Source organism: Stenotrophomonas sp. CFBP8980 (assembly GCF_034046095.1).
Classification (GTDB): Bacteria; Pseudomonadota; Gammaproteobacteria; order Xanthomonadales; family Xanthomonadaceae; genus Stenotrophomonas; species Stenotrophomonas lacuserhaii.
On sequence record NZ_JAXCXF010000001.1, the window covers coordinates 599,872 to 622,632 of the forward strand.

General features: G+C 63.3%; 16 protein-coding genes. 6 read left to right on the forward strand and 10 right to left on the reverse strand.

Translation table 11 applies throughout. The annotated features are described in order from the left end of the window. Nucleotides 1–10 precede the first annotated feature (10 nt). Nucleotides 11–835 (forward strand): alpha/beta fold hydrolase, encoded by an 825-nt coding sequence (locus SOM47_RS02725; protein ID WP_320504680.1) that lies wholly within the window; start codon nucleotides 11–13, stop codon nucleotides 833–835. Here the strand turns inward: SOM47_RS02725 and SOM47_RS02730 are convergent, their stop codons facing one another. Then, a complete protein-coding gene (locus SOM47_RS02730) occupies nucleotides 836–1,069 on the reverse strand; it encodes a hypothetical protein (RefSeq protein ID WP_320504681.1) in 234 nt (77 codons plus the stop codon). 142 nt (nucleotides 1,070–1,211) lie between these two features. Here SOM47_RS02730 and SOM47_RS02735 point away from each other — a divergent pair, with 142 nt between their 5' ends. Next, a complete protein-coding gene (locus tag SOM47_RS02735) occupies nucleotides 1,212–3,776 on the forward strand; it encodes a methyl-accepting chemotaxis protein (protein ID WP_320504682.1) in 2,565 nt (854 codons plus the stop codon). Between the two features lie 19 nt (nucleotides 3,777–3,795). Here SOM47_RS02735 and SOM47_RS02740 read toward each other — a convergent pair whose 3' ends face one another. Next, entirely contained in the window at nucleotides 3,796–4,554 is a 759-nt protein-coding gene (locus SOM47_RS02740; protein WP_320504683.1) for an SDR family NAD(P)-dependent oxidoreductase, read from the reverse strand. Between the two features lie 101 nt (nucleotides 4,555–4,655). Between SOM47_RS02740 and SOM47_RS02745 the strand changes: the two genes are divergently transcribed. Then, nucleotides 4,656–5,561 carry a LysR family transcriptional regulator gene (locus SOM47_RS02745; RefSeq protein WP_042614509.1) on the forward strand — a complete coding sequence of 302 codons (906 nt, stop codon included), beginning with the start codon at nucleotides 4,656–4,658 and terminating at the stop codon, nucleotides 5,559–5,561. Between the two features lie 183 nt (nucleotides 5,562–5,744). Here the strand turns inward: SOM47_RS02745 and SOM47_RS02750 are convergent, their stop codons facing one another. The 4 genes from SOM47_RS02750 to SOM47_RS02765 form a co-directional block, all read right to left on the reverse strand. Further along, nucleotides 5,745–6,308, reverse strand: coding sequence for a redoxin family protein (locus SOM47_RS02750; protein WP_320504684.1), 564 nt, complete (start codon nucleotides 6,306–6,308; stop codon nucleotides 5,745–5,747). Continuing rightward, on the reverse strand, nucleotides 6,305–8,692 hold the full coding sequence (locus SOM47_RS02755) for a protein-disulfide reductase DsbD domain-containing protein (protein ID WP_320505052.1): 2,388 nt from the start codon (nucleotides 8,690–8,692) through the stop codon (nucleotides 6,305–6,307). Before SOM47_RS02755 ends, SOM47_RS02750 begins: the two co-directional genes overlap by 4 nt. Nucleotides 8,693–8,721: 29 nt before the next feature. Beyond that, nucleotides 8,722–9,060, reverse strand: a complete 339-nt coding sequence (gene cutA / locus SOM47_RS02760) for a divalent-cation tolerance protein CutA (RefSeq protein ID WP_320504685.1) — start codon at nucleotides 9,058–9,060, stop codon at nucleotides 8,722–8,724. Between the two features lie 69 nt (nucleotides 9,061–9,129). Then, on the reverse strand, nucleotides 9,130–10,923 hold the full coding sequence (locus SOM47_RS02765) for an endonuclease (protein WP_320504686.1): 1,794 nt from the start codon (nucleotides 10,921–10,923) through the stop codon (nucleotides 9,130–9,132). A gap of 268 nt (nucleotides 10,924–11,191) precedes the next feature. Here SOM47_RS02765 and SOM47_RS02770 point away from each other — a divergent pair, with 268 nt between their 5' ends. Next, nucleotides 11,192–11,482 carry a co-chaperone GroES gene (locus SOM47_RS02770; RefSeq protein WP_042614504.1) on the forward strand — a complete coding sequence of 97 codons (291 nt, stop codon included), beginning with the start codon at nucleotides 11,192–11,194 and terminating at the stop codon, nucleotides 11,480–11,482. A gap of 89 nt (nucleotides 11,483–11,571) precedes the next feature. Next, entirely contained in the window at nucleotides 11,572–13,221 is a 1,650-nt protein-coding gene (groL, locus tag SOM47_RS02775; protein ID WP_042614503.1) for a chaperonin GroEL, read from the forward strand. Nucleotides 13,222–13,806: 585 nt separating this feature from the next. On the opposite strand, the gene SOM47_RS02780 is transcribed toward groL, so the two are convergent. After that, on the reverse strand, nucleotides 13,807–15,420 hold the full coding sequence (locus tag SOM47_RS02780; RefSeq protein ID WP_320504687.1) for an FGGY-family carbohydrate kinase: 1,614 nt from the start codon (nucleotides 15,418–15,420) through the stop codon (nucleotides 13,807–13,809). 1 nt (nucleotide 15,421) lies between these two features. Next, the gene (locus SOM47_RS02785; RefSeq protein ID WP_320504688.1) at nucleotides 15,422–16,150 is read right to left on the reverse strand and encodes an SDR family oxidoreductase; all 729 of its coding nucleotides are present in this window, start codon (nucleotides 16,148–16,150) and stop codon (nucleotides 15,422–15,424) included. Nucleotides 16,151–16,706: 556 nt separating this feature from the next. On the opposite strand from SOM47_RS02785, the gene SOM47_RS02790 reads away from it, so the two are divergent. Further along, nucleotides 16,707–17,297, forward strand: coding sequence for a hypothetical protein (locus SOM47_RS02790; RefSeq protein WP_320504689.1), 591 nt, complete (start codon nucleotides 16,707–16,709; stop codon nucleotides 17,295–17,297). A 710-nt stretch (nucleotides 17,298–18,007) separates the two neighbouring features. On the opposite strand, the gene SOM47_RS02795 is transcribed toward SOM47_RS02790, so the two are convergent. Beyond that, a complete protein-coding gene (locus tag SOM47_RS02795) occupies nucleotides 18,008–20,137 on the reverse strand; it encodes a hypothetical protein (RefSeq protein WP_320504690.1) in 2,130 nt (709 codons plus the stop codon). Beyond that, nucleotides 20,137–22,485: an ATP-binding protein gene (locus SOM47_RS02800; protein ID WP_320504691.1), complete on the reverse strand. Its 2,349-nt coding sequence runs from the start codon at nucleotides 22,483–22,485 to the stop codon at nucleotides 20,137–20,139. The genes SOM47_RS02795 and SOM47_RS02800 overlap by 1 nt, the downstream gene beginning before the upstream one ends. Nucleotides 22,486–22,761 lie beyond the last annotated feature (276 nt).

The window sequence follows — 22,761 nt, forward strand, 5'->3', positions numbered from 1 at the left end:
AGCCAATCGCATGAGCCACTTCGTTACCGTCACAGACGGCGCCCGCATCTTCTACAAGGACTGGGGCACCGGCCAGCCGATCGTGTTCGCGCATGGCTGGCCGCTCAGCTCCGACGCCTGGGAACCGCAGATGCTGTTCATGGGCCAGAACGGCTTCCGCGTGATCGCCCACGACCGTCGCAGCCACGGACGTTCCAGCCAGACCTGGGACGGCAACAACATGGACACCTACGCCGACGACCTGGCCGCCGTGCTGGAGCAGGCCGAGGTCAAGGACGCGATCCTGGTCGGGCATTCCACTGGTGGTGGTGAAGTGGCGCATTACGTAGGTCGCCATGGCAGCAGCCGCGTCGCCAAGGTGGTGCTGGTCGGCGCGGTGCCGCCGTTGATGCTGCAGACCGCCGGCAACCCGGAAGGCACGCCTCTGGACGTCTTCGACGGCATCCGCAAGGGTACTGGAGGGGATCGCTCGCAGTTCTTCCAGGACCTGGCCACGCCGTTCTTCGGTGCCAACCGCGATGGCAACGCGGTCACCCAGGGCATGCGCGATTCGTTCTGGCTGCAGGGCATGCTGGGCGGGGTGAAGGGCCAGTACGACTGCGTGCGTGAGTTCTCTGAAGTGGACTACAGCGAAGACCTGAAGAAGATCGACGTGCCGACGCTGGTGATCCACGGCGACGACGACCAGATCGTGCCGATCAAGGCTGCTGCCGAGAAGTCGATCAAGCTGCTCGCCAACGGCACGCTGAAGGTCTACCCGGGCGCGCCGCATGGCCTGACCTCGACCCACGCCGATCAGTTCAACGCCGACCTGCTGGCCTTCGCCAGGGCCTGATCAGGCCCCACCTACGAGCGATACATCGAAATGGCCGGAGCGTGCGAACGCTTCGGCCAGTTCGTTTCCGGCCTTCAGCTTTTCTACTCCCGCGTGCAACGTGGCGATCGCGCGTGCATTACGACCGGAAGGCACCGCCACCGCCTGGCGGATCGCGGTGAAGCGGTCGGCGGGCGATCCACGCCTGCAACGTCGGCGCGCGCCCGCCGCAGCGAACCAGGCCACAGCAGGCACCGTGCGCTGTCATCGATGCGACTTGCGGCGCTGTTACAACGAGCAGCGTGCCGCGTGCAGCGCGGCACATTCCCGCATCAGCGGGCTAAAGTCCGGCCAGGGCAGGCCGATACCGATGCGTCACTCCGCCTCGGATCCCGTCATGCCGGCTGCCCCCCACATCCTGCGTTCTGCCTTCCCCCGCCTGCGCAACCTTGCGGCACGCGCGCGGCCTTCCCTGCGGCACCTGGCGCGGCTCAGCGTGGCCGCCAAGATCAAGGCCAGCCTGCTGGTCTGTGGCCTGGGCCTGATCACCATTGCCGCGATGTACGGGTGGACCAGCCACGGCAGCGAACGCGCCGCACGCAGCTTCGCGGTCTACCAGCAGGGCACCGGACTGGCCGCCACGCTGGCCGCCGATATCGCCGAAGCACGCCGCCTGCAGACCCAGTATGCACGCAGTTTCGATGCCGCCGATCGCGATGCGCTGCAGGCTGCCCAGCAGCGCCTGCGGGCCACCTTGCAGCAGCTGCGGGCGCTGCCGATGGACGCGGCGCGCCGGCAGGCATTGGCCGAACTGACCACCCAGGCCGACGCGTTCGCCGAAGGCATCGCCGCGCTCAACGCGCGCGTGGACGAAATGGGACGTGGCGACGAAGCGATGTCGGCGCAGCTGGAGCAGGCGGCCGACGCCCTGCAGGCGGCGGTGGAGGCAACGCAACGCCCGCTGCTGGCCCTGCACGTGCAGCGGATGCGCCGTGAGGAAAGCCTGCTGCTGTTGAGCGGCGACTCCCGGCATGCCGACCGCGCCAGCGAGGAGAAACTGCCGTTCGACCTGGCGCTGGCGGGCCTGCCGGCCGATACCCAGCAACAGCTGCGCGATCTGATGGATACCTACCAGGGGGCCCTGCTGTCCTATACCGCCGCCCGCATGGGGCTGGACGTGGAAGCGCAATCGCTGGTGGATACGGCGGCCAGCATCACCCCCGCGCTGGAGGCGTTCCAGCAGGCGCAGGCAGCCAGCCTGGAGCAGGCGCGCAGCCGCCAGCAGGCGCAGGCCACACGCCTGGGGGTACTGTTTGCCGCCTCGCTGCTGACCGTGGCTGTGGTGCTGATCGGCACGCTGTTGATGGTGCTGCACGCCGTGCGTCGACCGATCCAGGACACCCTGCGCTTCGCCCAGGATATTGCCGAGGACCGCCTGGATACCGTGTTGCGCGTGCATAACCCACACGATGAAATCGGCCAGCTGGCGCAGCGGCTGGGCCACATGCAGCAACAGCTGCGGGCACGCATCGAACGCGAACGGGCGGTGGCGCAGGAGAACGCCCGTGCGCGGCAGGCACTGGACAGCGCCTCCACCGGCCTGATGGTGGTCAATCCGCAGGGCGAAGTGACCCATGCCAATCCGGCGTTGCTGCAGACCCTGGGCGCGGGCGGGAACGACGTGCTGGGCCGGCCTGCGCGACAGCTGCATCCGGCGCTGGCGCGGATCGACGGCAGCGTTCGCCAGGAGTACGACATCCAGCACGGCGGCACGACCTGGCAGCTGGTGACCACGCCGATCTTCGACGACGGCCGGTCGCTTGGCGAGGTGGTGGAGTGGCGCAGCCGCGCCCTGGAAGTGCTGCTGGAGACCGAAGTCGGCGCGCTGGTGGATGCGGCGGCGCAGGGAGAGCTGGCCGGCCGCATCCCGCTGCAGGGAAAGCAGGGCTACGTGCATCGCCTGTCGGCCAGCATCAACCACCTGCTGGCGACCTTCGAACACAACCTCGGCGATCTGCAGGTGCTGCTGGCGGCGTTGGCGCGGGGCGACCTGCGCGTACGCATGGACGGGGACCTGGACGGTGTGTTCGCGCGCATGCGCGACGACGCCAACGCGACCGTGGACCAGCTGGCGGGCATCGTGGCGGGTATCCAGAACGCGGCGCGCTCGATCGGCGACGCGGCCGGTGAAATCAGCGCCGCCAATGCGGATCTTTCCACCCGTACCGAGCTGCAGGCGGCCAACCTGGAAGAGACCGCCGCGTCCATGCACGAGCTGACCGATACCGTATCGCGCAACGCCGATGCCGCCGGGCAGGCGGACACACTGGTACGCGCCAGCGCGGAAGTGGCCGCGCGCGGTGGTGATGCGGTGGGCCAGGTGCAGCGTTCGATGCAGGACATCAGCGCGTCGTCGCGACGCATCGGCGAGATCACCGCGCTGATCGATGGCATCGCCTTCCAGACCAACATCCTGGCGTTGAATGCCGCCGTCGAGGCGGCACGTGCCGGCGAGCAGGGTCGCAGTTTCGCGGTGGTCGCCAGTGAAGTGCGGCTGCTGGCGCAGCGCAGCGCCGATGCGGCCAGGCAGATCAAGGGACTGATCGAGGACTCGGTGCAGCAGGTGGGGCAGGGCACGCGTGCGGTCAGCCAGGCCGGTGCCACCATGGAAGAACTGCAGGCCAGCGTGCAGCAGGTGGCCGCGATCATGGCGCAGATCCGCGATGCCTCGTTGGAGCAGCGTAACGGCATCGGCCAGGTCAACCAGACCATCGTGCAGATGGACGCCAGTACCCAGCAGAACGCGGCGATGGTGGAAGAGGCCACGGCCTCGGCGCGTGCACTGGAAGCGCAGGCGGAGGTGCTGGCCGAGGCGGTCGCGGTGTTCCAGCTGCGCAGCGTCGGCGATGCGCGGTCGGCGTCCCTTTCCCCATCCGGAAAAAGGATGCCGGTCGCCGGTTGAGCCCGCCGTTGCGGATCGCCTAGATGAACATGCCGCCGGAGGCTTCCACGCGTTGGGCATTGATCCAGCGCGTGTCCGCCGACATCAGCGCGACCACGGCCGGGCCGATGTCATCGGGCTTGCCGGCGCGGCCGAGCGCGGTGGACGAGGCGACCATCGCATTGATGCCGGCATCGTCACGCACGCGGCCGCCGCCGAAATCGGTTTCGATCGCACCCGGTGCCAGCGTGTTGGCACTGATGCCACGCGCGCCGAGCTCCTTGGCCAGGTAGCGGGTGAACACTTCGATGCCGCCCTTCATCATCGCGTAGGCCGAACTGCCCGGCAGCGAGAAGCGCGCCAGCCCGCTGGACACGTTGAGGATGCGACTGCCATCGGCGAGCAGCGGCAGCAGCGCCTGGGTCAGGAAGTAGGGGCCTTTCAAGTGCACGTTGACCAGGTGGTCGAACGAGGCCGGGGTGGTGTCGGCGATCAGCGCATAGTGGCCTTCGCCGGCATTGTTGACCAGGCCATCCAGGCGCTCACGGCCCCAGTCGGCAAGCTGGGCCTGCAGCCGTTCGACGAAGGCGGCGAACGAGGCGCTGTCGGCCACGTCCAGCGGCAACGCGGCGGCGCGCCGGCCCAGTGCTTCAATCTGCGCCACCACCTCGTCGGCGGCGGACGACTGGCTGCGGTAGGTCAATACGATGTCGGCGCCGTCGGCGGCCAGGGCGAGGGCGGCGTTGCGGCCGAGGCCACGGCTGCCACCGGTGATCAGCAGGGTGCGGGAAACGGACATGTCGTACTCCAACGGACGGGTAGGTGACCAGCCTATTGGGCTTGCGAGGACCAATAAACTGCGTGATCCTGATATGACTGTTCAATCAGGGGCGACAATCAATGGACAACGTGGCGCCGCTGCGTATCTTCCTGCACGTCGCCGAGCGTGGGTCCTTCACCCGTGCGGCAGAAAGCCTGGGCCTGCCCAAGGCCAGTGTGTCGCTGGCGGTGCAGCGCCTGGAGGCGGCGCTGGGCACCCAACTGCTGCACCGGACCACGCGCCGCGTGCAGTTGACGGCCGATGGCGAGCAGCTGTTCCAGCGCGCCCGTGACCTGCTGGATGACATGGAGGACCTGCAGGGCATGTTCCGCCGCGATACCGCGCAGCTGCGCGGACGCCTGCGGGTGGACATGTCCAGTGGGCTTGCCCGCCACCTGATCCTGCCGCAGCTGCCGGCCTTCCTTGAACAGCATCCGGGGCTGGAGATCGAACTCAGCGGCACCGATCGCCGTGTCGATCTGGTGCGCGAAGGCTTCGACTGCGTGCTGCGGGTCGGTGCGCTGGACGACAACACGCTGGTGGCGCGACCGCTGGGCAGCATGGACATGGTCAACTGTGCCAGCCCCGCTTACCTCGCCGCGCGTGGCACGCCACTGACCCTCGACGCGCTGGATGAGCATCGCCTGGTGCACTACGTGAGCACGCTGGGGCAACGGCCTGCAGGGTTTGAATACCGCGATGGCGACCACTACCGGAGCCTGCCGATGGCCGGTGCGGTAACCGTCAACAGCGGCGATGGCTACACCGCCGCCGCGCTGGCCGGACTGGGCATCATCCAGGTGCCACGGCTGGGCGTGCGCCAGGCACTGGCCGATGGAACGCTGGTTGAGATCCTGCCGCAGCTGCCGTCCGAACCGATGCCGGTGACCCTGCTGTATGCGCAGCGCCGGCACCTTCCCGCGCGGGCGCGGGTGTTCATGGACTGGGTGGCCGCGCTGCTGCAGCCACACTTGTTGCCCCAGTAGGCACCGTCGGCGATCCAGTGGCGCAGGTCCGCGCTGGCGGCGCGCAGCAGATCCTGCACGTACATCCGGTTGCTGTCCTCGCGCGACCGTCAGGCAGCGTTTAGAAGAAAACGGCCTTGAAAATCGGGGGAGGAGGAAACCGGTAACGCCTGTTCCGGTCGGCGGCCGCCGGGTCAAGCACGCTCAGCCGCCGCTTGCCCAGCCTTCTATCTCACCCTTGGCGAACGGCCCCAGCTTCTGCCGCACGATGCGGCCCTGCGCGTCCACCAGCACCGTGTAGGGCAGCAGCCCCTGCGTGTTGCCCAGGCGCACGCTGGCATCGGCCGGGCCAGGGGTCTCCAGCACGATGGGATAGTCCACCGGCACCCGCCGCAGGAAGTCCTGCACGCCTTCGGCGGTATCCAGTGCCAGGCCCAGCACCTGTACGCCCTGATCGCCCTGGGCGGCGGCAAAGCGCGCCAGCTCCGGCATTTCTTCCACGCAGGGGCCACACCAACTGGCCCAGACATTGATCAGCAGCGGCCGGCCACGGAACCGTTGCAGGTCCAGCGGCGCGCCGGACATATCCGGCAGCACGAGGGGCGGGAGCGGATCGCCGATGCCCACTGCGGCAGGGGCGGATAGCGTGCCGGGCATCGGCACGGGTGCCGGTTGCTGCGTTGTCGCGGTGTCCAGCTGTTGCCCGGCCCACAGGCCCAATCCACCGGCCAGCACCGCTGTCCACAGCAGTGCCGGCCTCAGCTTCATCGTGCGGTACGCAGCAGCGCTTCTTCGGCCAGCGCCTGGGTCAGCACGCTGGGTAGCACGATCGGCGGTGCGCCGGGGCCGTACACCACGTAAAGCGGCACGCCCACGGCTTTGTGTTCATCCAGGAAGGCGGTGATCTGCGGGTCCACGTTGGTGTAGTCGCCACGCATGTACACCGCGTTCGTCCGCCGCAGCAGCTCCTGGAAATCAGGCCGCGACAGCACTGCGCGTTCGTTGGCCTTGCACGTCACGCACCAGTCTGCGGTCATGTTGACGAACACCACGCGGTTGTCCGCGCGCAGCCGGTCCAGCATTTCCGGCGAATAGGCCACCACGTTTTCGCCGGCGGCCTGCGCTGCCGTTGCCGGCGGGGCCAGCCGGGCAACGCCCCATACCGGCACCAGTGCCGCCAGGATCACCACGCAGGCCAGCAGCGCACCGACGCGCTGGCTGCGCCAGCGGCTGCGCTCGAACCACCACAGGCCCAGCGCCAGCAGCACCAGTCCACCCAGCACCAGCGCCATCGCATCCACGCCGCGCTGCTTGCCCAGTACCCACAGCAGCCACAGCGCAGTGGCGTACATCGGGAACGCCAGCACGTGCTTGAGCGTTTCCATCCACGCACCGGGCCGCGGCAGGCGACGCGCCAGCGTGGGCACGAACCCGACCAGCAGGAACGGCAGCGCCAGGCCCAGGCCCAGTGCCAGGAACACCAGCATCGACTGCAGCGCGGGGGCCGCGAACGCATAGGCCAACGCCGGGCCCATGAACGGCGCCACGCACGGGCTGGCCACCACGCAGGCCAGTACCCCGGTGAAGAAGTCACCGACCGGACCGCTGCGCGAGGCCAGCGACTGGCCGATGCCGCCGACATTGCCGCCCAGGGTGAACACCCCGGACAGGCTCAGGCCGACGGCGAACATCAGGTACACCAGCGCGGCGATGAACCACGGATGCTGCAGCTGGAAGCCCCAACCTGCGGCCTGGCCAGCCGCGCGCAGGGCCAGCACCAGGCCACCGATCACCGCGAACGCCACCAGCACGCCGGCGGTGTACCAGAGCGCATGCGCGCGTGCACGCTGGCGGCTCTCACCGCTCTGCGCCAGGCCCAGCACCTTCAGCGACAGGATCGGCAGCACGCACGGCATCAGGTTCAGCACCAGGCCGCCGGCCAGCGCCAGCAGCAACACCACCAGCAGGCCTTTGGCGCTGGTCGGTTCCGGTGGGCGCGTGCGCTGTGCGTTGTCCGCGCTGGCATCCGGGCTGGGGGCCGTGGCGCCCGCGGTGGCCGCATCCAGGCCTGCAGCGTCAGCGGGAATGCTGTCGGGAATGATCGGCACCACGCGACGGTTGTCGGTCTTTTCGCCGCCCGTGCCGTCGCTGCGCTGGGCCTCACGCGGCAACGCGGCCGGCAGTTCATTGCTGGCCGCGGTGGTCGCCGCCGTTGCGTCGACCTTGCCCGCGGGAACATCCAGCCGCACCCGGCGGGTCATCGGGGGGTAGCAGATGCCATCGGTCTGGCAGCCCTGGAAAGTCACCACAAGGGTGGCATCCAGTGCCTCGGGGCGGCTGCGGTGCAGCGGCAGGGTGGCGTCGGTCTGGTCGAAGAACACTGCCACGTCGCCGAAATGTTCATCGCGGTGCGACTGTGCCTGCGGCCAGCGCAGCGCATCCACGCGGATGCCGTTGGCCCCTTCCAGCTTCAGCGAAGTGCGGTCGCGGTACAGGTAATACCCCTTGGCCGGGGTGAAGCGCAGCAGCAGAGTGTTGCCATCGTCGACGATGGCTTCGAAGCCGAAGGCCTTCTCCGAAGGCAGCGGCAGGCCCTGCACGGCCGCGGCGGTGCCGGGCAGGCGCAGGCCGCCGCTGTTGCCCCCCAGCGGGGTGGCCAACGGCGAAGCACCGGTTGCTGCGGCAATGCCGGTGGAAGCGGTGCCGGCGCCTGCACCGCCGCCGGGCAGCGCAACCTGGATCACGCGCTTCTGCGGCGGGTAGCACACCCCCGCATCGGCGCAGCCCTGGAAGCGCACCTCCACGCTGACGGTGCCGGTGGCCGCAGCGGGTTGGCCGGGCAACGTCGCGGTCAGGCGCTCGCGATAGGTCTCTACTTCGCCGAAGAAATCATCGTGGTGGCGCTCGCCGGCCGGCATTTTCAACGCGCCGGCATTGAACGCCGGATCGGCCTTGACGCTGGTGCGATGGCGATACAGGTAATACCCCGGGGCGATCTTCCATTGCAGCTGGATCTGGTCGCGCTGGGTCGCCGTGGCACTCAGCGTGAACGCTTCGTCCACCGGAAGCAGGTCCTTCTCGCTCAGTGCCCACGCGGGCAGGGACAGCGCCAGCAGCGCGCACACCGCAGCGCCACGACGCAACGACGCCATCCATGCTGATTTCATGAAACCTGCTTTCATCAACTGTGTTCCTCCCGGGACTGTGCCCGGATCCAATCCAGATAGGCCGGCAAGCCGGCGCGTGCTTCGACCGCGATGCACTCGGGGAGTTCATACGGATGCAGTTCGACCAGCCGCGCCATCGCGGCATCAAGCCGGCTGGCGGTGGTCTTGACCAGCAGCTGCAGTTCGCTGTCGGTGGTCACTTCGCCCTGCCAGCGATACGTGGAGCGTGCACCCTCCTGACGGGTGACACAGGCCGCCAGCCGCTCGCCGACCAGCGCATGCGCGATGCGCTCGGCGCTGGCCAGGTCAGGGCAGGTGGTGAACAGCAGCAGGACGGGATCGGCGGTCGACATCGCCGCCGAGTATAGGGCCCCGGTCCGGGCAGAAGGCCGGACCGGGGCATGAGGCAAATCGGAAAATGATCAGTTGGCCAGCTGGCAGCTGCTGGGCTTGGCCGAGGTGAACAGGGCCGGGGTGGCCCATTCGGGGTGGTCGATGAACGGATTGCGGTTGCCCTGGAAGCTGTAGATCACCTCGTTGCGGGCCCGCTCCGCGTCGGTCGGCGGGTCGGCGAGGTGCCAGTCGATCAAGGTGGACAGCAGGCCCATGTAGGCTGGCGAACTGCTGGTCTTGACGATCCTGCTGCGGTCGTCGGTCAGCTCCAGGTCCGGCTCGGACTGGCCAGTTGCGGCATCCTTGCCCCCTTCATAACGGATCGCCATGTACATCACCGCACGCGCCATGTCGCCCTTGCGCTTGCCCCACACCTCGAACGTGCCCTGGTTGCCGTCAGGGGTGCGCACCCAGTTGGAGTTGCCCGGATAGGCACCGCTGCCGCCGCCCTGGCCGTTGTTGGGCTCGGTGGCGCGCTCGCCGCAGTTGCTGTCGCACTTGGCGAAGGGCTTGTTGCCGCGGTCGGCATTCCACTGCGCATCGGTCAGGTACAGCATGTGGGTGTCGGTGTAGGGCGCATACGGCAGACCCTTGTCGCCGGTGGTGCTGGCAAAGCCCAGCGAGTTCGGCCAGGTGTGCTCGCGGTTGTAGGTCAGCCCGCTGCCGGTGCCCGCGCGGCCGCTGCCCTTGACGTAGCTGCGGTTGCGGTAGGCGTCGAGCACGTTGCCGGCGTTGTTGGGATCTTCGTCGGCGATTTCCAGGATGGTCCAGGTGCTGGTGCCCGAGCCGCTGTACGGATAAGCGGTGTGGCCCTTGATGGTTTCATGCAGCGAACAGCGCAACTGGCCGGGACTGGAGGTATTCACCCGCGAGTAGTACTCGCCGGGATTGCCGGGGTTGCCCGGGTCCGGGTCGCCGGTACTGCTGGCCACGGTGAAGGCGATGCGCGAATCCGCAGCCGGGCGGGCGCCCTGGCTGTCGCTGATGCGGCTGGCGCGGATATCGAAGCGGCAGGCTTCCCCGGCCACCAGCGCGGTGTTGGTGGAAATCTTCAGCGTGCGGCCACTGGACGGGTGGCTCAGCGGCACGCTGCCGGACTGGCCGCAGCTCAGCGCGAAGGCGCCGCTGGCCAGCGTGACATTCTCGCTGAACACCACTTCCAGGTCACCGGCGGCGGGGAAGCTGCTGCTGCCCTGGGCCGGGATGGTGGTGGACACCGACGGCGGCGTATTCGGGCCCGGGGTGCCGGGGCTGCCGCTGAAGGTCTGGCCGGCGTTGCAGGCGCCGAAGGTCTGGGCGGCGGACGCGGCCCAGGTGAAATGGGCGTACTGGCTGCCATTGCCGGTGAGCTGCAGCGAGGTGCCGGGCGCGGTGCTGTTGCTCTCGGCGACGGGGATGTTCTGGCTGGTCAGGCCGGCGGCCGGGCCGCTGGCGGCAGTGATGGTGCCCTCGTAGCTGAGGAACTGGACCACCGCACCGCTGGCATCGACCAGCGCAATGCCATCGTTGGACCCGTTCTGCAGGCCATTGGTCGGGTAGCTGACCACCGCGATGCGGGCGCTGCCACAGGCTGCCGCGGTGCCGGCCGGGACCGCGTTGTTGGCATACACGCTGGCCGCCGACGGGGTGCTGCCGTTGTACAGGTACAGGCGGTAACCGGACAGGTCCTCGCCAGCGGTGGCGACCACTTCAATCGCCTCGCCGACGTCCCCGGCCGGGGTGCTGTCGTCGTAGTGCAGTTCGTTGATGAAGACCTCGGCCCGGGCGGGCGAGATCGCCAGCGCCAGCAGGCAGCCAGCGGCAAGTGGTGACAGCATTCGCATCGACTACTCCTTGTGAGCGGATCCCCTGAGGGGAATCTAAGCCGATTGCGTGACACTTCTGTCGTATTCGGCACGGGTGAGCCCAATGCCGTGACGGTGGTCACCAAAAAAATTCTTTCCGAGGCCCTTGAAAGGGCAGGTCCGGGCTCCATCTCTGCTGTGTCCCGGTCTGCCGGGCTTTTTTCTCGCGCGGTTCTGGCAGTCACCTGGGGTGAGTGCTAAAGTCGCCGGAATACTTCCGTACAATCAACAACTTGAGAGGTCTCACATGAGCAACTTGAAGCCGCTTCACGACCGCGTCGTAGTCAAGCCGATCGAAGCCGACGAAATCTCCGCCGGCGGCATCCTGATCCCGGATTCGGCCAAGGAGAAGTCGACCAAGGGTGAAGTCGTTGCCGTGGGCCCGGGCAAGGCGCTGGACAACGGCAGCGTGCGCGCCCCGTCCCTGAAGGTCGGCGACAAGGTCATCTACGGCCAGTACGCCGGCAGCAGCTACAAGGAAGCCGGCGTGGAATACAAGGTCCTGCGCGAAGACGACGTGCTCGCCATCATCGGCTGAGCTGCGGTCGCGCAATCCGTTACCCCGTAGACCCCTTTCATTATCAATGCTGCCGGGCCTGTCCCGGCGCTACATAACAGGTGAATTCAATGGCTGCCAAAGATATTCGTTTCGGTGAAGATGCCCGTGCCCGCATGGTGCGTGGTGTCAACGTGCTCGCCAATGCCGTGAAGGCAACCCTGGGCCCGAAGGGCCGCAACGTCGTGCTCGAAAAGAGCTTCGGCGCCCCGACCATCACCAAGGACGGCGTGTCCGTTGCCAAGGAAATCGAACTGGCTGACAAGTTCGAGAACATGGGCGCGCAGATGGTGAAGGAAGTTGCTTCGCGCACCAATGACGACGCAGGCGACGGCACCACCACCGCCACCGTGCTGGCCCAGGCCCTGATCCGCGAAGGCGCAAAGGCCGTTGCTGCCGGCATGAACCCGATGGACCTCAAGCGCGGTATCGACAAGGCCGTGATTGCCGCCGTCGCCGAGCTGAAGAAGATCTCCCAGCCGACCGCTGACGACAAGGCGATTGCCCAGGTCGGCACGATCTCGGCCAACTCGGACGAGTCGATCGGCAACATCATCGCCGAAGCGATGAAGAAGGTGGGCAAGGAAGGCGTGATCACCGTTGAAGAAGGCTCGGGCCTGGACAACGAGCTGGACGTCGTCGAAGGCATGCAGTTCGACCGCGGCTACCTGTCCCCGTACTTCGTCAACAACCAGCAGGGCCAGACCGCTGACCTGGATGACCCGTTCATCCTGCTGCACGACAAGAAGATCTCCAACGTGCGTGACCTGCTGCCGGTGCTGGAAGGCGTCGCCAAGTCGGGCAAGCCGCTGCTGATCGTGGCTGAAGAAGTCGAAGGCGAAGCGCTGGCCACCCTGGTGGTCAACACCATCCGCGGCATCGTCAAGGTCGTGGCCGTGAAGGCTCCGGGCTTCGGCGACCGTCGCAAGGCGATGCTGGAAGACATGGCCGTGCTGACCGGCGGCACCGTGATCTCCGAAGAAGTGGGCCTGTCGCTGGAGAAGGCCACCATCACCGACCTGGGTCGCGCCAAGAAGGTGCAGGTTTCCAAGGAAAACACCATCATCATCGACGGTGCAGGCGACGCTGCAGGCATCCAGGCGCGCGTCACCCAGATCAAGACCCAGATCGAAGACACCTCGTCCGATTACGACCGTGAGAAGCTGCAGGAGCGCGTTGCCAAGCTGGCCGGCGGCGTTGCAGTGATCAAGGTCGGTGCATCGACCGAAATCGAAATGAAGGAAAAGAAGGCCCGCGTTGAAGACGCCCTGCACGCAACCCGCGCAGCCGTCGAAGAAGGCGTGGTCCCGGGCGGCGGCGTGGCCCTGGTGCGTGCGCTGGTCGCCGTCGGCGATCTGAAGGGTGCCAACGAAGACCAGACCCACGGTATCCAGATCGCCCTGCGCGCCATGGAAGCCCCGCTGCGCGAAATCGTGGCCAACGCCGGTGAAGAGCCGTCGGTCATCCTGAACAAGGTGAAGGAAGGTACCGGCAACTACGGCTACAACGCTGGCAACGGCGAGTTCGGCGACATGGTCGAGTTCGGCATCCTGGATCCGACCAAGGTGACCCGTTCGGCCCTGCAGAACGCCGCTTCCATCGCGGGTCTGATGATCACCACCGAAGCCATGGTGGCAGAAGCCCCGCGCAAGGAAGAAGCGGCCGGCGGCGCCGGTGGTGGCATGGGTGGCATGGGTGGCATGGGCGGCATGGACTTCTAAGTCCAGCGCTTCCCGTAGCACCTGCAGCATCAAAAACCCCGCCGGAAACGGCGGGGTTTTTTGTTGGGTGGTGTCCGGTGGGTGACCACCCGAGCCCCGGTGGGTGACGACCGTTGGTCGTCACGCTGTTGACTCCCGGTTCCAACATCGCGATGCCTGAAACACGCCGCGCTCCGCGCTCGCCGAGCATGGCTCGGCGCTACCAACGGCGGCGCCACGTAATCCCGGTAGCGCCGAGCCATGCTCGGCGGCTTTCCGTTCCGACATCGTGATGCCTCAAACACGCCGCGCTCCGCGCTCGCCGAGCATGGCTCGGCGCTACCACCTCTCGTCACCCATTCGACTGCGTTCCGCAGGACGTCGTCCACTCGCGCGGAAGAATGTGGCCTTCGTTGATCGGCATGTGATCCAGAAAGCACACGATGTGCTCATTTTCGAAAACGACACGTGCCTCCAGCAGGCCGGTGGCGATGGCGCAGGCAACGCAATGTGGCATCAATTCAGTCCATCAAGACGGAGCATAAGGACCTTCTTCACAATGCATGCAGGCCTTGCGACGTGCCGAAAGAGAACCTACGGGAGCCATCAGCTGTCACGGCCAACGCGCGACAGCGCCTGCAGCCGTCCGAACATCGTGAAGCGCTGCTCGTGGACTTCCTTCCAGGTCGACGACGGCTGCGTGATCTCGCACACGTGGCTCATCGCGCGCATCGCGGTGGCGACGTCATCAAACGCACCTGCCGCTACGGCGCCCAGGATCGCCGACCCGAGTAGTACCGGTTCCTCGCAGGTGACAGTGACGATGGGGCGCCTCGCCGCGTCCGCCAGAAACTGCCGCGCCACGGACGAACGGCCAGCGCCACCGCTGATCATCACGCGCTCGATGTCCGCACCGTGAACGGCCTGCGTATCGATGATCTGGCGCAGCCCGTAGCCTATGGCGCAAACGCCGGCAAGATACAGCGTAACCAGGCTGGACACGTCGCGCTCCATCCCCAACCCACATACGACCGCACGTGCGCGCGGGTCCGCATGTGGCGCCCGGTTACCGAGGAACTCCGGCACGATATGCAACCCGCACAGACGCTCGACGAGGTCTTCGTTGGGACGTTCCCCCAGGTCCGCAAGCGCCTGCTGGACGAGCCAATCCGGCAAGCTCAGCCCCGCGGCGGTGGCCAGCGTAGTGGCCTCGGCATGGGCAGGATGGAGAGACAGCAGGTGCTCGATCGCGGCGCCCGCCGCTGACTGCCCACCCTCATTGAGCCACAGGCCGGGCACCATCGCGGAAAAATAGGGCCCCCAGACACCTGGCACGAAGACCGGCCCGGTGGTCGTAGTCATCGTGCAGGCGGAGGTCCCGAAAACATACGCCAGATTGCCGGTAACATCGCCCGTCGCACCAACCGTGCCGATCCCCCCGGCATGTGCATCGATAAGCCCTGCCGCCACCGGCGTGCCCGGCCTCAGTCCGAGCTGGGCGGCCGCTTCCACGGTAAGCCCTCGGCTGAGCGGTGTCCCGGCCACCACGATTTCCTGCCCTATCCGCGACAGATCATCGGCAAGCTCGCCCAATCCGATCGCTTGCAGATAGTCTTCATCCCAACGGCCTTCATGGCCGAGATGGTTCCACTTGCACGTCAGCGGGCAGGACGACCGCTGCAGACTGCCTGTCGCGCGGAAGGTCAGGAAATCAACCAGGTCCATGAAATGCGAAGCGGCATCGTAGACCGCGCGTCGATGCTCTTTCAGCCAGAGCAGCTTGGGCATCTGCATTTCCGGCGAGATCGTTCCTCCCACAAAGCGCAGTACAGCGTGCCGTCCCGCATTGATGCGCTCGGCCTGGCGCATGGCGCGATGGTCCATCCACACCACGATGTCCCTGTCTGGATGCTGCGGATCGCCAACAGGCAGGCCGTTTTCATCTGCGCCGAGCACGACGAGCGAGCAGGTTGCATCGAAACCTATTCCCTCTATCTTTTCCGCTGCGATGCCGGCATCGGAGGAGGCCAAACGGACCGTCATGCAGACGGCCCGCCAGATCTCGCTGCTGGACTGCTCCACGTGACCGTCGGCAGATCTGTACACCGTGATGTCCTGCGTGGCGACGCCCAGCAGACGTCCGCTCAAGTCGAATACGCCAGCACGAACGCTCGCCGTGCCGACATCCACACCGATCACGTGCCGCTGGATAAGCGGCACCTCAGAGATTCGTCATGTTGGGCAGGATCACCAGGTCGCGGACCACCACCCCGCGCGGGCGCGTCAGCATGAAGAGCACCGCCTCGGCCACCTCTTCGGCCCCCATCAACGAACCATCGGCAAGCGCCTGCTCGAGCTTGGCCTTCGGCCAGTCCTCGACCAGTGCGGTCCGCACCGGACCGGGAAGCACCGCGCCCATGCGGATGCCGAACTGCGACACCTGCTGCCGCGTGGCGTGGAGGAAACCCTGCACTGCGAACTTGGAAGCGGTGTAGACCGGCTCCCACACTACCGGCACCACCCCGGCAACCGAACTGGTGAACAGGATGTCACCTGTTTTACGCTCGATCATTCCAGGCAGTACGGCCCTTACGCAACGGAATGCTGCCTTGACGTTGAGATCGAGCATCCTGTCCCACTGCTCCGGATCCCCCTCCGCTGCAGCGCCACCGACATACGTTCCGGCGTTGGCATGGAAAATATCCAGCGGGCCGACGAGATCGGCGATCCGCGCGTCCAGTGCCGACACTGCCCCGGTATCGAGCAGATCCACAACGAGCGGCCTGGCCCGCTGGCCCAGCTCCGCGCATACCCGTTCCAGCTGCGATGCATCGCGATCGATCAAGACGACGTCGGCACCCGCCTCAAGCAGTCGCTTCGCACACGCAAGGCCGATGCCTGCGGCGGCGCCGGTGATCGCTGCGGTTTTATTGTCCAGTCTGTAGTTCATCGGGAGACTCCGGTTATCAGGCATTTCCATCTGCCTGGTCTTTCATCTGGAAGGCGAGCTGCGTCGCGTGCGGGGCGGCCGTTGTCAGGCCGGGGGGCGATGCAGCAGAGGTAAACGTCAAGGAAGTTGACGGCGTCACGCGTACCTGCCGGCGCGGTGACCAGCGTGCGCATGATTCCGCCTGCGCGTTGTTTGGAACGCCGAATCATCGTGGGTAGCCGGCCGAGAATCAGTCAAGGCGGCAAAGGGAGAAATGATCGATTTCCGCGAAACAACGTAGCATCCACGACATATCCCACGCGCGCGGGGAGGGGATGAAGTCAGCTCCTGCTCACACGTAACATGCTACTGCGTTCGCGCCAACGTAACACGCTATGATGGACAAGTGGCCGTGTTGGAGCGTGTGGGACTGTCGTCCTATGCAGAAGCGGGATGAACTAAGACGTACTCAGGACCTCTGCCGACGATCTTCTGGCGGGACAATACCCCTTGGCGAGAAGTCAATTTATGGATCGCCCAGAAGAATAATGTTGATGGCGCGACACTAAAGTCTTTAATGACTCATCTCCTCGCATATGCCAAGTGGCTTGAGGAGACAGATACGAGCTGGTGGCACTTTCCAGCAGAGAAGGAAAAGAGGTACCTGTTTCTCTACCGATCATTTCTAATTCGGGAGATAGGTGCCGGCGGCATCAACCGGCGAACAGCGGCATCCAGAATTCGCGCCATCGTCCAATTCTACCGCTGGGCGAACACCCACCGCCTCATTTCCCCTGAGTGGCCAATGTGGGAAGACAGGCATATCGGTGTACGTGTCTCAACAGACTTCGGCTTTGAAAGAACTATCCTGAAGCTAAGTACGGACCTTCGTATTCCAGCTAGGCCCGCACCCTGTTCCATAGCCCTGGAAGACAACCTGGTCCCCGTTTCTGCAGACGACCAAGAATCAATCCAGGCATACGCGCAGCAGCACGGAACGGAGGAGCTCCAGCTGTTCCTGAGCCTCGGATTCCGCACAGGACTTCGGCTCGGAACAATATCGGACCCCAAGATACAAACACTGTACAGAGCTACGCCAGATCCGAACATGACTGGATTCATGAGGATCAGCGTTGGTCCACGAGCGCAACCGCCCGTCCTCGATTGATTCCAGAGCTGCTCGACTGGGACATCAAGCGACCGACGAAAGCCCAGGTCGCCTACGCCCGCTGCATTTGCTACCAACAGAAGATCGAACTTCCAGAGCAAGCGATGGAGTCCCGCCACGCGATGCACCTCTTTATCGCTTCGCGAGGCAAGTGGCCTTGAGTCACCACCGACGCGGACGATGTCTGTACAGAGGGCAGTGGCCCCTCTCCCCTAGCGAGCAGCAGCTCATCTCAGTTGAAGCAGTGGGCGTCGGGATGGACTTGGCGGGCGCCGCCGGGCTACGACGGGCGGCAGTATGAGACAGACATCGGCTTGGGCCCACTGCAACCTCTCGGCGCCGGCCCGGAAAGCGTTCACGCGTATTGCCCAAGCCTGGTGTCTGACAGATCAGGAGCAGTCCGCAATTCTGGGAAAGCCCCTTGACGCAGCTTTCGCCTCACTCGAGCCAGAAGGTGCCGATGCCTCACATCGCGAGACCCTTGAGCGAGTAAGTTTCATAATCGGAATCTACATTGCACTCCATACGATCTTTCCAAATGCCCAGCAGGCAAACAGCTGGGTTCGTCGCACAAATAATGCCCCATTTTTGAATGGCGCCACTGCTCTCGAACACATGTGCAGTGGCAAGGTCGGCGCCCTTGCCTCAGTACGCCAGCACTTAGAATCCCAAGGGCTGGCTCCCTAGGCCTAGCCGCCAAAATGCAAGCGCTAGCTGGCCGGCTCCGAAATCATGTACAGAGAGACTTTGCCCTTCGGAGCAGCTCTGCCCTTCCAGAACCCCGGAACATTACCGAACATGCACTCTTCAATCGCAAGAGTGACATTTCCGACAACAGGCTGCCCCTTTCCAATTCCAACGCTAAGTGTGTTGCATACCTCTTCCAGATCAACAGACTGATTGAAGTGGGCCTTCAATTTCTCGCCGATCCAGAGCCCGAGCCAGACACAGTTGTCGTCCTGCAGAAAGACATTCTCTCCGTTATGACGACTCACCATGACCTGGCGGGCTTTTTTTCCATCCCTATCAAGGAAAGCGATCGGCTTGTTGTCAGGAGCACCTGCTCCCCAGAGATAGAACTGCGCCGGCCATACTTCAAGCCTAGTTGTCTTTAGTGAGGCAGGCCTAGTCATATGATTGGACGTTGCAGTCAAGAACTGACTGGCAATATCGTGGCGCAATCGACCGACGACACGCCGTCCTGATTTAACAGCAAAATCAACAAAATCGGAGACGGGCATCGATATCAGAGTACCCTTCTCCCACTTCAAATCATACTCCTTTCCACCGAACGCAAGGCCTCGGGCAACAAGGTCACCGTTGTCATGCTTAGGTACTGATCGATCATGCACCTCAACAGCCTTTGCGATGCAGAACGTTGCAGACTGAGTGGAATCGAGTGACTGACCGGCTTGTTTCACTCGGACTGCACCATTCAGATCGCACTGCTGCGTAATGTGAATCCAACACTGCGTCCCGTTTGTAATCTCATCAGGCGACAACACGGCGCCAAAAGGCACGAGTCGGTTAAAGCTATTTCTCAGAGTCTCATTGCTGACTTCAGAAAAAACCGTGGAGATCGCAAATCCAGTCCAATTATAGTGTGATACAACGTCGCGACCTGGCTTGGAATCAACATGAGGGGTCATAAACCGATCGCGAATGACGAGCTTGCCGCCTGGGGAATGTAGGCAGGATCTGAATGAATCATCCAAGGCTTCAATTGCTTCGACAACTCTCGCGGTACCCTCAACGTGCCAGATGTATTCCCTTGCCACCAGCTCAGTCAGATGCTCATCGTAAGGGTCATCGTCCCTTGAAGCACTCAAGTGGATCTCCTGCATTGCTGCCGCATCAAGATTCCAGAGAGTTCTACTGGCCTGAATCTTTGCAGCATCAAGAGCGGACGTCCATTCGCGAATGAAGACGCGCATCCCTTGCGCTACATCGCGCTGTTTGTTCAGCTGCTGGTAGCACAGCCGCAAACCAGCCGCGCCAAACTCTGCGAGACGCACGTGGCGCTTCTCTAGCAATAGCAAGCCCGCCGCGCTGATGAATGACTCAGTACTAAACCTTAAGCGCTGGTCAACCATCTCCTCTCTGCTAGAAAGCACGATTAGAAGTGGCAGTCTTTCAGGATAGGCTGAGTTACCGAGATTGTGTAAGTATCTGACGAGCTCGTCGACTGCATCTGCACTATTGGTTAAAACCAGATCCAACAAGACCAGATCGTACGCAAGCAGCTCCCTGTGAGCCGAAGGACGAGTGTTTCTAAACTCAATCGAGAAGTCTGGCGACGGGTAGGCGGCTTCGATATGCGCCCTGAGCACGCTTACCGAGTCAGATCGCTCATAAAAACCTCTCAAACCCTCTGTTCCGGCGACGTTAGCGTCTCGAAATTTCTGAGAAAGAAGTACCTCAGTAACAAAGCCGTCCGAAGAAAGATACTCCTGGATGAGGTCCGGATCGTTGTTTTCAAAGGGCTTCGCGCCGCAATGCTTATGCATATACGACCAAACGGCTTCAGTCGTCGGGCTTGTGAGATCCTCGATGTCAGCCACGAAGTCTGCAGCTGACTCGCGTAGATGAGCAAACGACATCCCATGCAACTCATCGTCAATGACTAGCACTCTTCGAGGCTGAATCGCTGCCGCCACGCCAGTACCTGCTGCCCCAGCCATCGCTGCCGTAGACGAGAGTTTTTCATCTGTCGTTGGCACCGACTCATCGACGAGGGCTGCAGTATCTCCGGACTCCTCTGCGCCGCCCTCCCTAGCAGAGGCGAGATCTGCTGATACCACCGCGTGCTCAGCATCTTGAGAGGATTTGCAATTATTCATTAGGCTCCATCCTTGGGTAGTTCGAGTACGAAAGTCCTAAGACGGCCGTCGTCTTCGGGAAGGGAATCTAGATAAAGGCGACCACCGTGATATTCGACGAGCTCCGATGCAATGTATAAGCCCAGCCCCTTGCCCTTCTTTCTCGTTGAGTAGTATGGCCTGAAGATTTCCTTCGCGTAGTGGGGGTCGATACCAGGGCCGTTGTCTGATATGTACAGCGTCAAGGCCTTCGAGTCCAAATTGATCCGGATCTCGCGCTTGTTAGACCCCGGCTTTAGCCCCTGTTGCAACCAATACACGGAATTGGCGAGAAGGTTCTCCAGAGCTTGCGCAATCAGCCCCTTCACCATGTAAACCTCAACACTCCAATTCTCAGCAGGCTCGTCATCTACCGTTACAAAGTGATGTATGTCGTGTCGAGCGAACCTATTCTTGAAGCCACTTACAATGCCTCTCGTCTGTGCCACGGCATCGTAATGCTCTTTACGTTGACGCCCCGATGGACTCATTGCGTCAACCGTGCGTATGCGCTTGTTCGTGGCCACGATCTGCGCTCGCAAGTTGTCCACGACGTCGACCACGTTACTGTTCCCGTCGCGCTGAAGGTCCGCGAGCAGCTCTCCCGTACGCTCGGTCAGGCGGGTCAACTCATGTATGACAATTTCGACCACCAGGCCAATGTTGGCCAGCTCAAGGAGCTCAACCCTGGTCTCGCGCGCCATGTTGAGCGAGTTCTTAATTGTCTTTACGTATTCGACCTGCCCCTGGAGCGTTGCGCGGATATCGGTAAGCCCCTGACGCTGCTCTTTTGGCAGCAGCTTTCCAATCCGATCAACTTCCGCCAGTGTCCTCTTGAGCGCATCTTCGGACGCTTTCAGCGACGCCGTCGTGGACTCTTCAGCGATTCCAATTTTCGCCTCCGCCTCTCTGACAGTGTTGATATGCATTCGCAGATCCCCCACCAGCACTTCACCGAGCAATTTCTTGAGAAGCTCCTGCTCCGGACAGGCGATGAGTCGCTCGCGATTTGCAGAGTCAACCAGGCGAGGATTTGTGCTGGAAGAAATGCTCACGCTTCCGATAGTCTGATAGCGATTTAGTGCATAGCCTTTGTTCTTCAGAGCGCCACTGTCCCACTCGAGCCAATCATCCTCCATCCCACCAGTCTTGCCGACGCGAAAATTGTCTCGATAAACCGCGAAACCGCCGCACCACTGATTGAGCTCCTCGGCAATCTCGGCTCGCGTTCGGTCCACCTCGTTGACGGCGAGCATGCTTCGATTGAACCACAGGCACGTCGCTGTAAAAGGTCCGAGACCCTTGAAGATTGCCGAGGCAACTTCAAGTTGGCTAACTAGTTCCTTCATCGACCAACTGCGGACTTCGGACGTACTGCTAGTGCGCCACTTGATGCTACGGCGGAAAACTTGGTCGCTCCCATCAATTCCGTCGGGATTAAATTGGATATCAGCACGAAACTGCGCCGTCTGCGCCATCCATTTCGGAAGCGCTGTGATCGACAACCGCTTTGCGTTGAGATAGATGTCTACGGGATAAGGGTGCCGCTTCTTCGCGAAGGGATCCTGAAGTCGGCGCATATATCGGTGGATGAACGACTGAACCTTCTCGGTGTTCCAGTTTGCTGTTAACTCTTTGATCTCAATTCGGGTTCCGCTCTCATCTTCTGAAGAGGCGCCAGCGCGTTCGACGTCGACATCAATGTCGTCCAAGAATAGGGACGGATCATTGAACTTGCTCCATATGAAGTGGATCTCGTTCCACCGAACGGAGCCTAGCTGCGTTGACCTAACCGTTGCCTGATTCCCGAGCCGCATCATTGAGAGACGGCCAATTCCCTTATCACCTAGCAGGGGCTTACCATCATCATCACCGTCTTCGCGCTCTTTCAGCTTTCCAGGAGTTCCAATCACTAGGAATCGATCCGAGAGATCGGTTCTCGACATCCCTTTGCCCGTGTCGATGACCGAGATGGACTGAGCTACGCGCAAGCTTTCGATGTGTTCAAGAAGCTTCTGTTTTCCAAGCGATGTCGCCCTATCGAACTTTGAGAGGACTGCGCTGCGATCATCTGGGCCAAGTTCGGCGGCGAATGCCCGCACAAACATCTCCCTTGCATTGCCAGAGGTGATGTCGCCGGCACGAAGGCGCTGCTCGATCACAGCAAGAACTTGGACATCTACCATCGCGTTGATGTGCACAGCCACACGAGGAGAGCGGGCGTCGAAAGCGTTCTTAATAAGTTCGTTTAGCGCGACGTCATCCGACGTTATCAGCTCAGCCCCTAGCTGCCGTAGAGCTCTTGCTGCGATCCTGAATCCCTTCGCCATATCGAATCCGCCCCTCGTTAAGCTATTTGCACAGCTTATTGCAAATGCCATCCGGGGGCGACAGGGGAGCGCCGCTTGGCGATACGCCTTCGAAGCGGCCGCCAAATAATTGACACTTGCTCCTTGTGCCCACGGCGGCGACTTAGGCGATCAAGGTTCAATCTCTCAAAGAGGCGTGTGGAGTTGCGGGCGGATACTGCGAGTAGTCGCACAGGTTCGATGCAACCCACCGTACCTGTCCGCACGTACCGTACAGGTGACCGCAACTTCCGCTAG